This is a genomic window from Empedobacter stercoris, from assembly GCF_020281205.1.
Taxonomy (GTDB): Bacteria; Bacteroidota; Bacteroidia; order Flavobacteriales; family Weeksellaceae; genus Empedobacter; species Empedobacter stercoris.
Genome location: NZ_JACXZC010000030.1, coordinates 16557 through 35181 on the forward strand (window position 1 = coordinate 16557; position 18625 = coordinate 35181).

Annotated in this window: 18 protein-coding genes; 12 read left to right on the forward strand and 6 right to left on the reverse strand. The window is 32.8% G+C overall.

What is annotated here, in order from left to right; all coding sequences use genetic code 11:
• Positions 1-70: 70 nt before the first annotated feature.
• The 5 genes from IF125_RS12230 to IF125_RS12250 form a co-directional block, all read right to left on the reverse strand.
• On the reverse strand, positions 71-1018 hold the full coding sequence (locus tag IF125_RS12230) for a cbb3-type cytochrome c oxidase N-terminal domain-containing protein (protein ID WP_188319281.1): 948 nt from the start codon (positions 1016-1018) through the stop codon (positions 71-73).
• Positions 1015-1215 carry a cbb3-type cytochrome c oxidase subunit 3 gene (locus tag IF125_RS12235; protein WP_225542690.1) on the reverse strand — a complete coding sequence of 67 codons (201 nt, stop codon included), beginning with the start codon at positions 1213-1215 and terminating at the stop codon, positions 1015-1017. Before IF125_RS12235 ends, IF125_RS12230 begins: the two co-directional genes overlap by 4 nt.
• Positions 1215-3482: a cytochrome-c oxidase, cbb3-type subunit II gene (ccoO, locus tag IF125_RS12240; protein WP_171623844.1), complete on the reverse strand. Its 2268-nt coding sequence runs from the start codon at positions 3480-3482 to the stop codon at positions 1215-1217. Before ccoO ends, IF125_RS12235 begins: the two co-directional genes overlap by 1 nt.
• Complete coding sequence (ccoS, locus tag IF125_RS12245; protein WP_171623843.1) at positions 3482-3646, reverse strand: cbb3-type cytochrome oxidase assembly protein CcoS; 165 nt, start codon at positions 3644-3646, stop codon at positions 3482-3484. The genes ccoO and ccoS overlap by 1 nt, the downstream gene beginning before the upstream one ends.
• A gap of 79 nt (positions 3647-3725) precedes the next feature.
• Positions 3726-6122, reverse strand: a complete 2397-nt coding sequence (locus tag IF125_RS12250; RefSeq protein WP_171623842.1) for a heavy metal translocating P-type ATPase — start codon at positions 6120-6122, stop codon at positions 3726-3728.
• Between the two features lie 75 nt (positions 6123-6197).
• Here IF125_RS12250 and IF125_RS12255 point away from each other — a divergent pair, with 75 nt between their 5' ends.
• A complete protein-coding gene (locus tag IF125_RS12255) occupies positions 6198-6905 on the forward strand; it encodes a Crp/Fnr family transcriptional regulator (protein WP_171623841.1) in 708 nt (235 codons plus the stop codon).
• 202 nt (positions 6906-7107) lie between these two features.
• Positions 7108-7545, forward strand: a complete 438-nt coding sequence (locus IF125_RS12260; RefSeq protein ID WP_171623840.1) for a DsrE family protein — start codon at positions 7108-7110, stop codon at positions 7543-7545.
• 39 nt (positions 7546-7584) lie between these two features.
• Here the strand turns inward: IF125_RS12260 and hflX are convergent, their stop codons facing one another.
• A complete protein-coding gene (hflX, locus tag IF125_RS12265; protein WP_225542691.1) occupies positions 7585-8811 on the reverse strand; it encodes a GTPase HflX in 1227 nt (408 codons plus the stop codon).
• Positions 8812-9277: 466 nt separating this feature from the next.
• On the opposite strand from hflX, the gene IF125_RS12270 reads away from it, so the two are divergent.
• From IF125_RS12270 to hisIE, 10 genes are all read left to right on the forward strand, one after another.
• On the forward strand, positions 9278-9835 hold the full coding sequence (locus IF125_RS12270; protein WP_225542692.1) for a T9SS type A sorting domain-containing protein: 558 nt from the start codon (positions 9278-9280) through the stop codon (positions 9833-9835).
• A gap of 311 nt (positions 9836-10146) precedes the next feature.
• Positions 10147-11004, forward strand: a complete 858-nt coding sequence (gene hisG, locus IF125_RS12275) for an ATP phosphoribosyltransferase (RefSeq protein ID WP_225542693.1) — start codon at positions 10147-10149, stop codon at positions 11002-11004.
• A 119-nt stretch (positions 11005-11123) separates the two neighbouring features.
• A complete protein-coding gene (gene hisD / locus IF125_RS12280) occupies positions 11124-12407 on the forward strand; it encodes a histidinol dehydrogenase (protein ID WP_225542694.1) in 1284 nt (427 codons plus the stop codon).
• A 125-nt stretch (positions 12408-12532) separates the two neighbouring features.
• Positions 12533-13579 carry a histidinol-phosphate transaminase gene (gene hisC, locus IF125_RS12285; protein ID WP_225542695.1) on the forward strand — a complete coding sequence of 349 codons (1047 nt, stop codon included), beginning with the start codon at positions 12533-12535 and terminating at the stop codon, positions 13577-13579.
• Positions 13580-13851: 272 nt separating this feature from the next.
• The gene (locus tag IF125_RS12290; RefSeq protein WP_225542696.1) at positions 13852-14208 is read left to right on the forward strand and encodes a four helix bundle protein; all 357 of its coding nucleotides are present in this window, start codon (positions 13852-13854) and stop codon (positions 14206-14208) included.
• A 39-nt stretch (positions 14209-14247) separates the two neighbouring features.
• Complete coding sequence (hisB, locus tag IF125_RS12295; RefSeq protein ID WP_225542697.1) at positions 14248-15381, forward strand: bifunctional histidinol-phosphatase/imidazoleglycerol-phosphate dehydratase HisB; 1134 nt, start codon at positions 14248-14250, stop codon at positions 15379-15381.
• Between the two features lie 126 nt (positions 15382-15507).
• Positions 15508-16086, forward strand: a complete 579-nt coding sequence (hisH, locus tag IF125_RS12300) for an imidazole glycerol phosphate synthase subunit HisH (protein ID WP_225542698.1) — start codon at positions 15508-15510, stop codon at positions 16084-16086.
• A 197-nt stretch (positions 16087-16283) separates the two neighbouring features.
• A complete protein-coding gene (hisA, locus tag IF125_RS12305) occupies positions 16284-17003 on the forward strand; it encodes a 1-(5-phosphoribosyl)-5-[(5-phosphoribosylamino)methylideneamino]imidazole-4-carboxamide isomerase (protein ID WP_225542699.1) in 720 nt (239 codons plus the stop codon).
• A 113-nt stretch (positions 17004-17116) separates the two neighbouring features.
• Complete coding sequence (gene hisF / locus IF125_RS12310) at positions 17117-17869, forward strand: imidazole glycerol phosphate synthase subunit HisF (RefSeq protein ID WP_225542700.1); 753 nt, start codon at positions 17117-17119, stop codon at positions 17867-17869.
• A complete protein-coding gene (hisIE, locus tag IF125_RS12315) occupies positions 17866-18477 on the forward strand; it encodes a bifunctional phosphoribosyl-AMP cyclohydrolase/phosphoribosyl-ATP diphosphatase HisIE (protein ID WP_225542701.1) in 612 nt (203 codons plus the stop codon). The genes hisF and hisIE overlap by 4 nt, the downstream gene beginning before the upstream one ends.
• Positions 18478-18625 lie beyond the last annotated feature (148 nt).

The following is an 18625-nucleotide window of genomic DNA, read 5'->3' on the forward strand; positions in this document are numbered from 1 at the left end:
AAAAATGAAAAGAGAGCCTATAAATAAGCTCTCTTTCAATATGATATTTGTTGTAATTATTTGTTGTTAATTACTTTTGCTTCCAAGATTCTACTAAATCTCCTTGTGGAGCAGCTGCACCTTCAGCAACTGTCTTAGTAGCTTCTTTTTGGTTGATGTAGTACACATAAGAAGCAATTTTCTCGATTGCTAAACCAGATAACTCTTTACGTTGTCCGAATGCACGCATCTGAGGATTTTGTGGAGATCCATCATAAATAATGTGATAGATATTTTTGAATAAACTATCTTCAACATGATTCACCCAGTAATCATCTGTTAAGTTTGGTCCAATACCTCCAATACCATCTTGCATGTGACATTGAGTACAGTTTTGATCGAATAATTTTTTTCCTTGTTCTACAATCGCTGGATCATTCGATTTATCAATAGCACCTGTGATGTCAATATCATTTTGAACTGCCCAAATACTATCCACTTTATCTTTATAAACCATTTCTTCTTCGTATTCTTTGTCCATGTGAGCGAAGTCTGTAAAACTATATGCCATTACATAAACAACCATAAATACAATACCGAAATAGAATAATGATAACCACCATTGTGGTAAAGCATTGTCTAACTCTTTGATTCCGTCAAAACCATGATCTAAGATGATAGACTCTTCTTCTTTATCAGATTGTTTTTTAGCAGCTGAACTAAATAAGCGTTTGAAATAACCTATTTTTCCTTCTTCTAAATACTGTGCTTGTTCTACTTCTGATAATCTTTTGAATCTTTCTGCTTCGATTACTTTGTTCAAAGCATTAATAATTAAAAGCATTACCGTTGCAATTGCTAATACTGCCCAGAAAATTCCTTGTGCGAACACATGTTTTAAATGTTCAAGTAAATTGTTTACCATTCCTTGAAAACCTGGTTCTGGCACCACATCTACTGGCGTAACCATTGTAAACGCTAAGATTATAGCTAATAGCGTTAATGGGATAAATATATAGGCCGGGGTACGTTGTCTCATTTTGTATTATTTTTTTCGTTCTCTTCTGGTTCTAAATCTAAAGCTGCAGACTCGTTATCTTTATAAAAATCTTTTGGTTTTTTCATAACCTTAACAAATACTGTTATAAAGATTGCCATAAATCCTATTAGGATTAATGTCTGCAACAAAGATGCATACTCATACTGAGAAAGGAATTCTTTATAATATTTTAACATTAGTTACTCGCTGTCTCTACTTGTTCAGCACTGATATCTGTTCCTAAACGTTGTAAATACGCAATTAATGCAGTAATCTCACGGTCTCTTAACGGAACAAACTCTTTTCCTTCAGCTTTAGCTTCAGCTTCTTTTTTAGCATATAAGTCTTTCAAATCATTAGCATCTTTAAAGATACTTGTTTCGATCGCTAATGCTTGTTTGTTCATAGAAACTTGCATACTATCAAAATCTTCTTGTTCATAAGGAACTCCTAATGCAACCATAGATTTCATTTTATCACGCGTTAACTCACGGTCTAATTTATTTTCGATTAACCATGGGTAACGAGGCATGATAGATCCGTCTGATGTAGAACGTGGATTCCACATGTGTTTGTAATGCCAAGCATCTGGATTTTTACCTCCTTCACGGTGCAAGTCTGGACCTGTTCTTTTTGATCCCCATAAGAATGGATAATCGTAAACAAATTCTCCTGCTTTAGAGTATTCTCCATAACGTTTTACCTCGTCTCTAAACGGACGAATCATCTGAGTGTGACAAGCGTTACAACCTTCTCTAATATATAAATCACGCCCTTCTAACTCTAAAGGTGTATATGGTTTTACACTTGAAATTGTAGGTACGTTAGATTTTACTACAATTGTAGGTACAATCTCTACTAAACCACCAACAGCTAAAGTTAATACAGCTCCGATTGTTAAAACGATAGGAGTTCTTTCTATCCAAGAGTGTACTCCTTCTCCTTGTGTACGTGAAGCTGTTTTTGGTGCTAATGCAGGAGCTTCTGCTTCTTCATTCGCAATAAAGCTTCCTGATTTTACAGTTTTCCAAACATTAATAACCATTAAAATTGATCCAATCAAATATAATGTTCCTCCAAATGCACGTAATGGATATAACCATTGTTTAAGAATTGTAACTGTTTGTAAGAAGTTACCATATTCTAATGTTCCGTCAGCTGCGAATTGTTTCCACATTAAACCTTGTGTCCAACCTGCAACATACATAGGAATTACCCAGAATAAGATACCGAAAGTACCAATCCAGAAGTGTGCATTTGCCATCTTGACAGATGCTAATTTAGTTCCAAATAACTTTGGTACTAAGTAATAGATCATACCAAAAGCGATAAATCCATTCCATCCTAAAGTACCTACGTGTACGTGAGCAGGAACCCAGTCTGTAAAGTGACCAATTTTATTTAAAGTTTTTGTTGCTAATAACGGTCCTTCGAAGGTAGCCATACCATAACAAGTTAAAGCAACTACGAAGAATTTCAAGATTGGATTTTCTCTTACTTTATCCCATGCACCACGTAATGTTAATAAACCATTTAACATACCTCCCCAAGATGGAGCGATTAACATGATAGAGAATCCTGTTCCTAAAGCTTGTGCCCAACCTGGTAATGCTGTATAAAGCAAGTGGTGAGGTCCAGCCCAGATATAAATGAAAATCAATGACCAGAAGTGAACAATAGATAACTTGTATGAGAATACAGGTCTATTTGCTGCTTTTGGTACAAAGTAATACATTAATCCTAAAATAGGAGTTGTTAAGAAGAATGCTACAGCATTGTGTCCGTACCACCATTGCACTAACGCGTCTTGAACTCCAGAATATAATGAGTAAGACTTTGGAGCTGTTAAGCTAAAAGTCACTGGAATTTCTAAGTTATTAAATACGTGTAGCATTGTAATAGCTGCCCAAGTTCCGATGTAGAACCAAATAGCTACGTACAAGTGACGTACACGACGTTTAGCAATTGTTAAGAACATTTGTGCTCCGAACAACACCCAAACTAGCGCGATTAAAATATCAATTGGCCATTCGTGCTCAGCATACTCTTTAGAAGTGTTGTATCCTAAGATAAATGTAACAAATGATAATACAATAAATAATTGCCATCCCCAGAAAACGATCCAGCTTAAAACGTCGCTGTACATTCTGGTTTTCAACAATCTTTGCATTGAATAATAAGCTCCGGTAAAGAACGAGTTACCAACAAAGGCGAATACCGCGAATGTTGTGTGTATCATTCTTAATCTACCAAAACCAAGTGTTCCTTGCGAGTTGATTAAACCTTGAATATTCCCTCCAATTGTACCATCATCCGATCCGAAGATGTATTCTGGTAACGTAGGAAAAAACAACAAAGTTGCAACCAATACTCCAAAGAAAAATGCCATAACTGCCCAAAACAATGTGGCATAAAGGAAATACTTTACGATCTTATTGTCGTAACTAAAAGTCTGCATTTGCATTATGAGTCGATTTTATCTTGTGTTTTTTTATCATCTTTTAACATTCTCACTGCTGGAGATTCATCTTCGTCAAACTGTCCCTTTTTATATCCCATAAAGAATAATAGAAGGAAAATTGCCCCCAAAGAGACACTAACCAATATCATTAATAATAATATCCCCATAGCTCCACAAAATTACAAAGCCCTAAGTTCTTATCACAATGATTTTGGTCAGAGCAGTATGTATATACGTAATTTAAAATCAGTCTAAATTCCATTTCGTTATTTTATCTGCAATTCGTGTGCTTGCCGTAGCAAAAATTAACACTGAAATAGAACTTATTGGCATTAAAATCGCTGCTACGACTGGTTGTAAATATCCAGAAACGGCAAAACTAAGCCCAACTATATTGTATAAGAAACTAATAAAAAATGCAATTTTTACAAATTTCATTGTTGTCTTTGCTAATTTCAAAAAGTTTGGAATAGCCGAAAAACTTCTCGCATCCAAAATTCCGTCACATGAAGGTGAAAAACTGTTAATATCTTCAGAGATTGAAATCCCAACTGTACTTTGTTTCAAAGCTCCAGCATCATTTAATCCATCTCCAAGCATCATCACTTTTTTTCCATCTTCTTCCAATTGTTTGATGTATTCTAATTTATCCGTTGGTGATTGATTAAAAATCAATTTTGCATTTGATGGAAAAATCGTTTCTAAATATTCTTTTTCAGAATCATTATCCCCTGACAAAACATGCAATTGATATGCATCCAACTCTTTCAATATACCATCCAATCCTTTTCGGTATCGATTGGTATAAACAAATTTACCAAAAACTTCTCCATCAATTGATATAAAAACTTGAGATTGATTTAATCTATTTTCATTAAAAATTGCATTGGTAAAACTTCTCGACCCAACTTTTAATTGATGCCCATCTACTTCTGCTTGTTGACCTTTCCCAACTATTTCTTCGTAATTAGAAATCGGCAAATGATCGTCAACATTTAGTTTTTTATACAACGTACGACTAAGCGGGTGATTTGAATTTCTGATTAATGCTTTTACCAATTGTTTCTGATAATCGGATAATTCTTTTCCTTCGTATTGTACTTGCGCTTCGTCACTTTCTGTAATTGTTCCTGTCTTGTCAAAAACTACATCCGTAATTTTTTCCATTCTTTCTACAGTCGATGTGTTTTTTACATAAAACTTTTTGTTACCGAAAATACGCATCATATGTCCCAAAATAAACGGCGAGGACAATCCTAACGCACAAGGACAAGCAATAATAAGAATAGATGTGACTACTTCTAAAATTTTAGAAGAATCGTGATAATACCAGTAAACAGCTGAAATTGCTGTAATAATCAGAATAATTAACGTAAAATAATGACTAATCTTATTGGTTAATGCATTTAATTCTGATTCTTCTTTTTGAAAAGCATCATTGTTCCAAAGTTGGGTTAAATAACTTTGATTAACATCCGAAATAATTTCTAATTCGATGGCATGACCAGACTGCTTACCTCCTGCAAATATCTTATCTCCAGCTTTTTTAGGAATCAAACGCGCTTCTCCTGTCACAAACGAGTTATCGATCATCGCTTCTCCTTTCATTAAAATAGCATCAGCTGGGATGATTTCTTCATTTCTGATTAATATTCGATCACCTTTTTTTAAATCAGCCAACAAAATAGGTTGTTCATATCCATCTTCTAACTTCGCAACTGCAATAGGGTAAAATGACTTATAATCTCTATCAAATGCTAACGCTTGCATCGTTTGTTGCTGAAACCATTTTCCTGTTAACATCAAAAACAATAACATTGCTAATGTATCGAAATAACCGGGCGAAATATCGAAAATGATATCATAAGTAGATTTGAACATAATCACGATTATCCCCAAAGCTATAGGTACATCGATATTGATGTATTTATTTTTCAAACCTTGCCAAGCAGAAACAAAGTAATCAGTAGAAGAATAAAAGAAAACAGGCAAAGACAACGCGAACATAGTCCAGCGGAAATATCCTTTATTTTCTTCTAACCATTGTTCTTTTACTTCTCCAAAAACCTCTACATATTCAGGGAACGATAGAAGCATTATATTTCCAAAACAGAAACCTGCAATTACCAATTTACTCACCAAAGAGCGATCGACTTTGCTTTTATTCTTTTTATCTAATGTTTTTAGATTAATAGATGGTTTGTACCCAAGATTTGTAATTAATCGTGCTAAATCTCCTAATTTCAAATTCGCATCTCGATAAGTAATCTGAACAGTTTTTTGAGTAAAATTAACATTAGAAGAAATGATATTTGGGTTGATTGTATCCAAACTCTCTAACAACCAAACACAGGAAGTACAGTGCATTACAGGCACATAAAAGGAGACAACTGTAACGCCATCATCAGAAAAATCTACAACTTTATCAAAGATTTCTTTTGTGTTTAAGAAATCAAATTGATGATTACTTTTTCCATCAGGACGCAAACCTGCATTACGATTAAGATCGTAATAATCTTTCAAGTTATTTACGTTTAAAATCTCGTAAACCGTTTTACAACCCTGACAACAAAAATCCTTTTCATCGAACTGAATAACCTCTTCTTCAATCCGTTGACCACAGTGAAAACAATTCTCTTCCATACTATTTTACAAAATTACTTTCCTTTTATCAGAATTAACGTTAACTTTGTATGAATTAAGTCATAACAATAAGATATGTCAGAGTTTAATGAGAATGTAGTATCGATTAAAGCGATGTTTGATAACCCAGAGTCTTTTGGGGTTTTTAGTAAAGAAGAATTGTTGGAGTTCGAGCAAGAGAAAAAAATCTTGAATCTAAAAAAAGGTGACGAAATCATCCAGGAAGGAAATACGCCAAAAGGTATTTACTGTGTGATGAAAGGGACAGCAAAACTTTTTAAGATTGGTTTCAACGGAAAAGAACAAATTTTACGCTTTATCAACGAAGGTGACATCATAGGATATCGTTCAATTTTAAGTCAAGAAGTTTTTGGTGCATCTGCAACTGCGATGACTGCGATTGAAATTTATTACATTCCAGAAAAATTCTTCTTAAAATTACTGGAAATTAATCCAAAATTAGCCTTCAATATTCTACAACGAATTGCAAAAGACTTAGGAGAATATGCACGTACAATTACATATTTAGCTCAAAAAACGGTTCGCGAACGATTGGCAGAAGTTTTAATTTTATTAGAAGGCAAATTAGGTACTGATAAAGATGGTTTCATCAATATTTCTTTAACACGTGAAGAAATGGCAAATTTAATTGGAACAGCAACAGAATCTGCAATTCGATTAATTTCTGAATTTAAAACAGATGAATTGATAGAAGTTGAAGGTCGAAAAATCAAACTTTTGGATCATCAAAAATTGACGAAATTAGGTCATGTAATATTATAATAAAGAAATCCTCTCAAAAAAATGAGAGGATTTTTTTTGCTTTAAACCTATTAGCTATTTTAATTTCATGTTATAACATGCTAAAATTCTAAAGTAAACACAAAAAAACTGATACATTTTTTTGAATTGATTGCCTGTAACTTTTGTTACAACGAAAAAAGAAACGAAACCCTACCTTTGAATTAATTGTAAATAGAAAAAAATGAAGAAGATAGTTTTTATGCTTGCTTTTGCAACTACTTTCACAGCACAAGCCAACACAACACAACTTGAAAACAACCAAATTGAACAATCGTACCAACTTAAAAAGAAAGGTAAATATGCAATTATGGTACAAAACAAAATGATGTTGATGTCATCGATTATGACTGGTCAGGAAATGTTAAAGAACAATCCGAAATCAACATTTGAAATTGTGATGATTGCTGCTGCTGTTAAGGATATAGCAGAAGATAATGAGCTAAAAGAAATGATGAAAAAAGCGAATGCAGCTGGAATTAAGTTTACTTCGTGCGAATTTGCAATGAATAAATTAGGGGTAAATAAATCTCAATATTTAGAGTTTGTGCAAACAACACCAAATGCATTTATTTATCTTTTCGAATTACAAGAAAAAGGATTTAAACAAATTATACTTTAACCAAAAAAGATGGATTTTATAAATCCATCTTTTTTTATATTATTCTTCCAAATCACTCTCTTCTTCCTCATCATAATACTGAAAAAGGAAATTATTGTAAGGAAAACGTTTCATGTGAAGTTCTTTTACTTCTTCATAAACCGTTTTTCGTAATTCTTCTAAATTATCTTTTTCTGTAGCAGAAATAAACAATGTCGGATAATCCGTTTTTGCCATCCAAGTTCGTTTCCAATCTTCTAACGAATAGTTTTCAAATTTCTTTTCAGACAAATCATCTTCATCTTGTTTCGTATAAGAAAAATTATCAATTTTATTAAAAACCATAATCGTTGGCTTCTCTTTCGAATCAATTTCAGCTAAAATTTGATTCACTGAATTAACATGATCTTCAAAACTTGCATGTGAAATATCGACGACATGAACCAATAAATCTGCTTCACGAACCTCATCCAATGTCGACTTAAAGGATTCTACCAATTGTGTTGGCAATTTTCGAATAAACCCAACCGTATCCGTTAACAAGAAAGGTAAATTACCAATCACTACTTTACGAACTGTTGTATCTAATGTTGCAAATAACTTGTTTTCTGCAAAAACTTCTGACTTCGACAAAACATTCATCAACGTCGATTTTCCAACATTGGTATAACCAACCAACGCTACGCGCACCAATGCACCACGATTTTTACGTTGAGTCGCCATTTGCTTGTCAATTCCTTTCAATTTTTCTTTCAGTAATGTAATACGATCACGAATAATACGTCTATCAGTTTCGATTTCCGTTTCTCCAGGACCACGCATTCCAATTCCACCTCGCTGACGCTCCAAGTGCGTCCACATTCGTGTTAAACGAGGTAATAAATATTGGTATTGAGCCAATTCTACTTGCGTTCTTGCATAAGAAGTTTGCGCTCTTTGTGCAAAAATATCAAGAATCAATTGTGTTCTATCAATAATTTTTTTATTGACAACTTTCTCAATATTTTTTAGCTGAGAAGGAGTTAATTCATCATCAAAAATTACTGTATCAATGTCATATTGCTCTACAAATGTAGCAATTTCATCTAATTTCCCGCTTCCTACAAAAAATTTAGAATCAGGACGATCCATTTTTTGAGTGAAACGTTCACCAACTGTAGCTCCTGCTGTATACGCCAAGAACTCCAATTCATCCATATATTCAGTCAGTTTTTCTTCGGATTGTTCGCGTGTAATCAATCCAACTAAAACGACCTTTTCGTATTGTGCTTCTTTCTTTTCTAACATAAATCTCTACAAAAATAAAGTAAAGTTTTTGATGTCAAACCACTTCATCAAAATTCTTAACGATTATTTACAAAATCCCCTTAATTATACTCAAATAAAATTATCATATTTGCCAGCTAATTAAACAATATTTTATACGAAGAAAAATTTACTAGTTGGGGCTTTAACCCTATTATCATTAAATGTTAATGCTCAAAACCAAAATATTTCTTTTGAAGAATCTGAAGGTTTTTCAATCGGAAATCTAAACAACCAAAAAAACTGGTTCAATTGGGGATATGTTTCTGATGAAAATTCTAAAGTCAATAATACAATTTCGAGCAAAGGAACGAATTCTGTATATGTTATAAATGATGAAGTAGAAGAAGGAAATTGGGGTGGAATCGCTTATCCAATTGCAAAGTATCGTAAATACACTATTTCTGCTGATGTTTATTTGGAGAAAACTGAAAATTCAAATTATGAAATGTTAGGCTTTTATAACGAAAACAATGAGTTCGATTTGGTTGGTGGTTTGATATTTTACTTTGATGGAGAAATTGCATACGAACACATGAAAAATAGTGTAACAGTTGGTACATGGACACCTAAAAAATGGTACAATGTGAAAGCTGAAGTCGATTTAAATGCAAAAAAAGTTATTTACTATTTAGATCATGTAAAAATTCAAGAAACAATTATAGATGATCTGAATAAAGATATTACCGAAGTAGATTTTAGTTTTGATAATTATGGTTCAAGTTTTTTTGTAGATAATGTAACTATTATTGATTTAGAAAATTTAGGATTAACAGAGAATAACAAGAATCCTATTTCTATTTATCCAAATCCATCTTCAACATACATTAATATTAATACTACAGAAAAAATAAAAACCGTTACCGTTACAGATTTAACAGGTAAAATAATTTTAAATCAACAAGATTCCAATAAAATCGATATTCATCATTTGTCAAATGGGGTATATCTTATCAACATTAATACAGACAACTCCCAATCAATTCAAAAATTTATAAAAAAGTAAATATTTAGAAAATAAAACCTAATTACTATAAATTTTAAAATATAACATTAGAAATGAGATTCTTCTTAATTATTTTTTCTAAACATTAAAAATTTCATTGCTAATTAAAATATCCTTTATAAATTTGTCTCAACAAAAAGAAATTATGTACACAGTTCAGTTCCATCATCATCACCATCATACTTGCACTCAAGCGAGCTGATTGTGATATGGACTTGTGCCAAATAATATATCTAAATCCCGTTTGAGTACATCAAACGGGTTTTCTTTTTTTTAGCTTTTTTGATGTACTCCTATAAATATAAAATAAAATGAATACATTAAAAATAGCCATTCAAAAAAGCGGACGATTAAGTGAAAAGTCGCTCGAATTATTAAAAGATTGCGGAATAAAAATTTCTACAAGTAATCGAAAATTAAGAACCGAATCTCCAAATTTCCCTATCGAAGTTTTATTCTTACGCGACGACGATATTCCACAATATGTAGAACAAGGCGTTGCTGATATAGGAATTTTAGGTGAAAATGAAGTTTGGGAAAAAGATAAAAATGTTACACAAATTCGTCAATTAGGTTTTGCGAATTGTAAAATGTGTTTGGCTATTCCAAAAGACGAAGAATATACTGATTTATCGTTTTTTAAAAACAAAAAAATCGCTACCTCTTATCCTAAAATTCTTTCAAACTTCTTTCAAAAAAAAGGAATTAACGTAAAGATTGAAGAAATTGGGGGTAGTGTAGAAATCGCTCCAAGCATAGGTTTAGCAAATGCCATATTTGATATTGTTTCAACAGGTTCAACTTTACTAACAAATGGATTAAAACAAGTAGAAACCGTAGTTGAATCTCAAGCTGTTTTAGTTGCTAATCAAAATTTAGATGAACAAAAGAAAGCTATTTTAAATCGATTATTATTTAGAATTGAAGCCGTAAAACAATCTTTCGAAAACAAATACATCTTACTAAATGCCCCAAACGAAAAATTAGAAGAAATCATTGCTCTTTTACCAGGAATGAAGTCACCAACAGTTTTACCATTAGCACAAGAAGGTTGGTCGTCAATCCACACTGTAATTAAAGAAGATACATTTTGGGACATCATCGAACAATTAAAAGCTTTCGGTGCTGAAGGTATTTTAGTATTGGAAATTGAGAAAATGATTTTATAGTGTTGATGTGCTTAAGTTGTTAAGTTCATAAGTAGTTATTTATATAAAGAATAAAAAAACACTTACAAACCTTAAAGACTTATAAACTTAAACACTTTATAACATAAAAACTAAAAAAGATGCAAACATACAACAAACCAGAATACTCAGATTGGTCAACTTTAACATCTCGACCAACAAAAGAAGCACAAGATTTACAAAAAATCGTTTTGGACGTTTTTGATAAAATTCAAATTGAAAAAGATCAAGCTTTAATCAACTTTACAGAAGAATTTGACAAAGTAAGAATATCGTACTTAGAAGTCTCTACTGAAGAAATTGAAGAAGCGAAAAATTTAATTTCTGAAGAGTTAAAACAAGCCATCCAATTAGCAGCTACCAATATTGAAAAATTTCACAAAGCGCAACGCGAAGAAATCAAAATGATCGAAACCACAAAAGGTGTAAATTGTTGGAGAGAATCTCGTGGAATCGAAAATGTCGGAATTTATATTCCAGGCGGAACAGCACCTTTGTTTTCAACAACACTAATGTTAGGAATTCCTGCGAAATTAGCTAATTGTCAAAACATTATTTTGTGTACACCTCCCAATAAAGAAGGAAAAATTCACCCTTCGATTTTATATACAGCCAACTTAATCGGAATTGATAAAATCTATAAAGTTGGCGGAATTCAAGCCATTGGCGCATTAACTTTTGGAACAGAAACGATTCAGAAAGTGGATAAAATTTTCGGTCCAGGAAACCAATATGTAACGGCAGCCAAACAAGTTGCGCAAAATTTTGGTGTAGCAATCGATATGCCTGCGGGTCCAAGTGAAGTTTTAGTTATTGCAGATGAAACTTCGGTTCCGAAATATGTCGCAGCAGATTTACTTTCTCAGGCTGAACACGGCATCGACTCACAAGTGATTTTATTGACAACTAATCAGCAAACTTTAAAAGAAACAATTGTTGAATTACAATCTCAAATAGAACTTTTACCAAGAAGAGAATTAGCAGCAAAAGCTTTAGAAAATTCGAGAGGAATTGTTCTTAATTCAATTGAAGAATGTATAGCTTTCTCTAATATTTATGCACCAGAGCACTTAATTTTTGCTTGCGAAACAGCCGAAAATTATCTTGATAAAATCATTAACGCAGGATCTGTTTTCTTAGGAAATTACTCATGCGAATCGGCAGGAGATTACGCTTCTGGAACCAATCACACGTTGCCAACGAATGGCTATGCGAAGAATTATTCAGGAGTTTCTTTAGACAGTTTCATCAAGAAAATTACGTTCCAAAAATTATCAGCAGAAGGAATTCAAAATATTGGTCCTGCTATCGAATTTATGGCGGAAGCTGAAGAATTATTTGCACACAAAAATGCGGTGACGCTAAGATTATTAGACTTGAAATAAGTTGATAAGTGAGTAAGTTTTTAAGTGGTTTAGAATTGTGGTATAAATAACTTAAAAACCTATCAACATAAGCATTTAACAACTTAAAAACCTGTCAACATAAACACTTAATAACTTAAAATAAAATGTTCAACATAAACAAAATCATTCGTCCCAACGTAAAAGCAATGAAAGCGTATTCATCTGCTCGCGACGAATTTCAAGATATTAATGACGATTTCGTTTTCTTAGATGCCAACGAAAATCCTTTCAACAATGATGGTTTAAATCGTTATCCAGATCCTTTACAACGCAATGTAAAATCGATTTTAAGCGAAATTAAAAACTTTCCTACGGATCAGATTTTATTAGGAAACGGAAGCGACGAAGTTTTGGATTTAATTTTCCGTGCGTTCTGCGAACCGAATCAAGATAACGTTATTGCGATTTCTCCATCTTACGGAATGTACGGTGTTTTAGCGAATTTAAATGCTGTTGAATACCGTAAATCATTATTAAATGAAGAAGATTTTAAGCCCAACATCGAAGATATTTTCGCGAAAGTGGATGAAAATACAAAAATGATTTTCTTGTGTTCGCCTAACAATCCAACAGGAAAAATCATTAAAAGAGAAGCGATTTTAGAAATTGTAAATCGTTTCAACGGATTGGTAATTATCGATGAAGCCTATATTGATTTTGCGACTGAGCCATCTTGGATCGAAGAGATCAACAATTATCCAAATGTCATCGTAACACAAACGTTATCAAAAGCCGTTGGTTTAGCCGGAATTCGTTTAGGAATTTTATATGCCTCACAAGAAATTGTAGAGGTCTTAAATAAAATTAAACCGCCTTATAACATCAATCAATTGACACAATTAAAAGCGATTGAAATTTTAAGCGATTACGAAAAAGTGGTAGCAGCAACAAACACGATTGTTCAACAAAAAGAAGTTTTAGAAAATGCGTTAACGGAGATTTCTTTTGTCGAAAAAATCTATCCAAGTGATTCGAACTTTATTTTAATTAAAGTGGATAATGCAAATAAGCGCTACGACCAATTAGTTGAAAAAGGAATTGTCATCCGTAACCGTAACAATGACGATTTATGTAAGAATTGTTTGAGAATTACTGTTGGAACGGAAGAGGAAAATGGAATTTTGTTAGAGGTACTTAAGGGTTTTGATTAGTATGTGATTAAGTTAGTAAGTTTTTATGTGGTAAAGTGTGCAAGTTATGAAGTGTTTATGTGGTAGAGTGTCTAAGTTGGTTTTATCTCTGATTATTAAATATTTAAACTTACTAACTTAAAAACTTACTAACCGTACAACTTAAAAACATACAAACTGAACAACGTACTAACTTAAAAACCTATTAACTTGACAGTGTCCAACATAAAAACTAAGAAACTTAAAAACATTTTTCTTAACTTAATATCTATCAAACCTTAAAACCAAATAATATGGGCCTAGTTTATGATTTAAATTTATGGAAAGAAGCGCATCAACTTGTTTTGGAAGTGTATAAAACTGTCGATAAATTTCCTAAATCAGAAATATTTGCATTATCAAGTCAAATGAAACGCTGTGCAGTTTCTGTTCCGGCAAACATTGTTGAAGGATATAAAAAACAAACGAAAGCTCATCAAATCCATTATTATAACATTTCGGATACATCTTTAGAAGAACTGAAGTATTACTTTTTACTTTCTAGAGATTTGAAATATATAACTGAAAAAGAATACAAAATATTGATTAGTAAAAGTGAAGAAGTTGGAAAAATGATTACAGGTTATATTAAACATATCAAAAGTAAATAACTTAAAAACTTCATCACCTAATCACTTACAAACTAAAAAATGAAAAAAGTACTTTTTATAGATAGAGATGGAACAATGATTTTAGAGCCGGCTGACTATCAAGTCGACAGCGTTTCGAAATTAGAATTCTATCCAGAAACATTTACTTATTTAGGGAAAATTGCGAAAGAATTGGATTACGAATTAGCGATGGTAACGAACCAAGATGGTTTAGGAACGCCAGCAAATCCAGAAGAATTATTTTGGCCGATTCAGAATTTCGTAGTAAAAGCATTCGAAAATGAAGGAGTGAAATTTGAAGATATTTTCATCGATAAAACGTTTGCACACGAAAATGCACCGACACGTAAACCTGGAACCGCTTTATTGACTAAATACATCAATAATCCGGCATACGATTTAGCAAATTCGTTTGTAATCGGAGACCGAATTACAGATGTGAAATTAGCACAGAATTTAGGAGCAAAAGGAATTTTTATTGCAAATGACGAAGCATTAGGAGCAGACGAAATCCAAGATAACGAAGGTTTAAACGAAGCGATTGCATTAAAAACAACATCGTGGAAAGCGATTTACGAGTTCTTAAAATTACAAAATCGTACGGCTTCTATTGTTCGTAACACAAACGAAACAAAGATTAAAATCGATTTAAACTTAGACGGAACAGGAAAATCAGATATTTCGACTGGTTTACACTTTTTCGATCATATGTTAGATCAAATTGCACGTCACGGACAAATGGATTTAGTGATTAAAGTGGATGGGGATTTAGAAGTTGACGAACACCATACGATTGAAGATACTGCCATTGCTTTAGGTGAAGTTTTTGCACAAGCTTTAGGAAATAAATTAGGAATCGAGCGCTATGGCTTCACTTTACCAATGGATGATTGTTTAGCGCAAGCGGCAATTGATTTTGGAGGAAGAAACTGGTTGGTTTGGGAAGCGGAATTTAAACGCGAAATGATTGGTCAAATGCCAACAGAAATGTTCTATCACTTCTTTAAATCGTTTACAGACGGTGCAAAAGCGAACTTAAATATCAAAGCGGAAGGAACAAACGAACACCACAAAATCGAAGCGATTTTTAAAGCGTTTGCGAAAGCGATTAAAGTGGCGGTAAAACGTGATCCAGAAAAAATGATTTTACCATCAACAAAAGGACTTTTGTAATAGTTTTTAAGTTGTAAAGTTATGAAGTGATAAAGTTATTTGTTGGTTTAAGACTTAAAATCTAACCACTATTTAACTTACAAACATTATCACTTATCAACATAAAAACTTAACCACTCAAATAATATGATAGCAATAGTAAAATATAACGCAGGAAATGTAAAATCGGTTTACAATGCGGTAACTCGTTTGGGTTACAAAGCGGTAATTACAGATGATTTTGAAACCTTGCAAAATGTAGACAAAGTCATTTTTCCAGGTGTGGGAGAAGCGAGTTCGGCTATGACTTATCTAAAAGAAAAAGGATTGGACGAAGTCATCAAAAACTTAAAACAACCCACTTTAGGAATTTGTTTAGGTCAGCAATTGATGTGTGCTTTTTCGGAAGAAGGAAATACAGAGTGTTTAGGAATTTTTCCCATTCAAGTCAAGTTATTTCCATCAACTGAAATCGTTCCACACATGGGGTGGAATATCATTTATGACTTAAAAACGTCTTTGTTTAACGGAATCGAAGAAAACTCGGACATCTATTATGTTCACAGTTTTTATTGTGAGAATTCAGAATTTACGATTGCGAAAACCAACTATATTCTAGAATATTCAGCTTCTTTAAATAAAGATAATTTTTACGCGACTCAATTTCATCCAGAAAAATCAGCTGGAATTGGAGAACAAATTTTAAAGAACTTTTTGTCTTTATAGTTTGTCAGTTATGAAGTGATAAGGTTATTAAGTTGTAAAATTTTATGTTCAAAAGTTAATCCCCATTAATTGAAGAACACAATAACTAAAAAACTTACAAACACAATAACTGAAACACTTAAAAACATAATAACTTAAACACTTAAAAACACAATAACTTAAACACTTAAAAACATAATAACTTAAAAACTAAAAACATGAGAATCATCCCAGCTATAGATATTATCGACGGAAAATGCGTTCGTTTATCACAAGGCGATTACAATACAAAAAAAACATACAATAACAATCCATTAGAAGTTGCAAAAGAATTCGAAGATTATGGCATCGAATATTTACATTTAGTAGATTTAGATGGTGCAAAATCAATGCAAATCATTAATTATAAAACCTTAGAATTAATTGCTTCTAAAACCAATTTAAAAGTTGACTTTGGAGGTGGAATTAAGGCGGATGATGATATTAGAATTGCTTTTGAATGTGGTGCAGACCAAATTACAGGTGGAAGTATTGCTGTTCAAAATCCAACTTTATTCGAAAAATGGATTGTTCAATACGGGAACGAAAAAATTATTTTAGGTGCCGATGCAAAAGATCGAAAAGTTGCCACGCATGGTTGGTTAGAAACTTCTGAAATAGATGTCATTGATTTCATTCAAGAATACAAAGCGAAAGGAATTGATTATGTTATTTGTACAGATATTGCTAAAGACGGGATGTTAGAAGGAGCTTCGAATGACTTGTACACCGAAATTCTAGCAAAAGCAGACGTTAAATTAATTGCTTCTGGAGGAATTTCTTGCATAGATGATTTAATTAAAGTAAAAGAATTAGGTTGCGAAGGTGCAATTCTTGGTAAAGCAATTTATGAAGGAAGAATCCAATTAAAAGATTTGTCTACGTTGATTAGTAAGTAAGTTAGTAAGTGGTAAAGTGTTTAAGTTAGTAAGTTTTTAAATATTCCAATGAGCAACTTAAACACTTAATCACTTCAACACCTAAGAATATAAACACTTAAAAACATTAAAACTTGTTAAAAAAAAGAATCATCCCCTGTCTCGACATTAAAGATGGAAGAACAGTAAAAGGAGTTAATTTCGAAGGATTACGCGACGCGGGAGATCCAGTGGAATTGGCCAAGAAATATGTAGAAGAAGGCGCTGACGAATTGGTGTTTTTGGATATTACAGCAACGCTTGAGAAACGCAAAACCTTAGCAGAAATGGTCGAAAAGATTGCAGCAGCGATTAATATTCCATTTACAGTTGGTGGCGGAATCAATTCAGTAGAAGATGCTTCGGCTGTGATTCAAGCAGGTGCGGACAAAGTTTCGGTGAATTCTTCTGCAGTGAAAAATCCTCAATTGGTAGCTGATTTAGCGGCTCGTTTTGGATCCCAATGTGTGGTTGTTGCAGTGGATACACGCGATGTGAACGGTACGCAAAAAGTGTTTGTAAGCGGTGGAAAAATTGAAACCGAATGGAAAACGTTAGATTGGGTAAAGAAGGTGGAAGAACTAGGAGCTGGTGAAATTCTATTAACCTCAATGGATGGTGATGGAACAAAAGCTGGTTTCAAAATTGATATTACAAAAGCGGTTGCTGATGAGGTAAATCTACCAGTGATTGCTTCTGGTGGAGCAGGAAAAATGGAACATTTTACTGAAATGTTTACCGAAACAAAAGCAAGTGGTGGATTAGCGGCAAGTATTTTTCACTTTGGTGAAATTCCGATTCCGACACTAAAAAGTTATTTAAAAGAACAAAACATTCCGATACGATGAAAATCGATTTCACAAAAAGTAACGACGGGTTAGTTCCTGTTGTTATTCAAAATTACCTAAACAATCAAGTGTTGATGTTGGGTTATATGAACGAAGAAGCATTTGCAAAAACAGAAGAATTAGGAAAAGTAACATTCTATTCGCGTTCAAAAAATAGATTATGGACAAAAGGGGAAGAATCTGGCAACTTTTTAGAAGTAAAATCAATCGCGATTGATTGCGATAAAGATACGATTTTAATCAAAGCTAAACCTTTTGGACCTACTTGTCATATAGGTTCTACAACGTGTTTCAACGAAGTTTCGAATCGTGGATTTGTTTATGAATTAGAACAAACGATTAACGATCGAATCGATTTAGCAGAAGATAAAGATTCGTACACCTATAAGTTATACAATAAAGGAATCAATAAAGTGGCGCAGAAAGTCGGAGAAGAAGCCGTAGAAATTGTTATCGAAGCCAAAGACAATAACGACGACTTATTCTTAGGTGAAGCAGCCGATTTAATGTATCACTATTTAATCCTGCTAAAAGCTAAAGGATTCAAATTAGAAGACGTAGAAAACGTTTTAAAATCAAGAGAAAACGGTCCAAGAAGACCGGAATAAATTAGAAAAAACCTCATCTATCAGGATGAGGTTTTTTTATGAAAATATTGTCCCGTCCTGAAATAGCGACACAAAAAAAATAATCGTTATTATGGAAGAAAGAAACAATTATGTCAAACGCACTCAGCGCGATTACAGTATGTCTTTT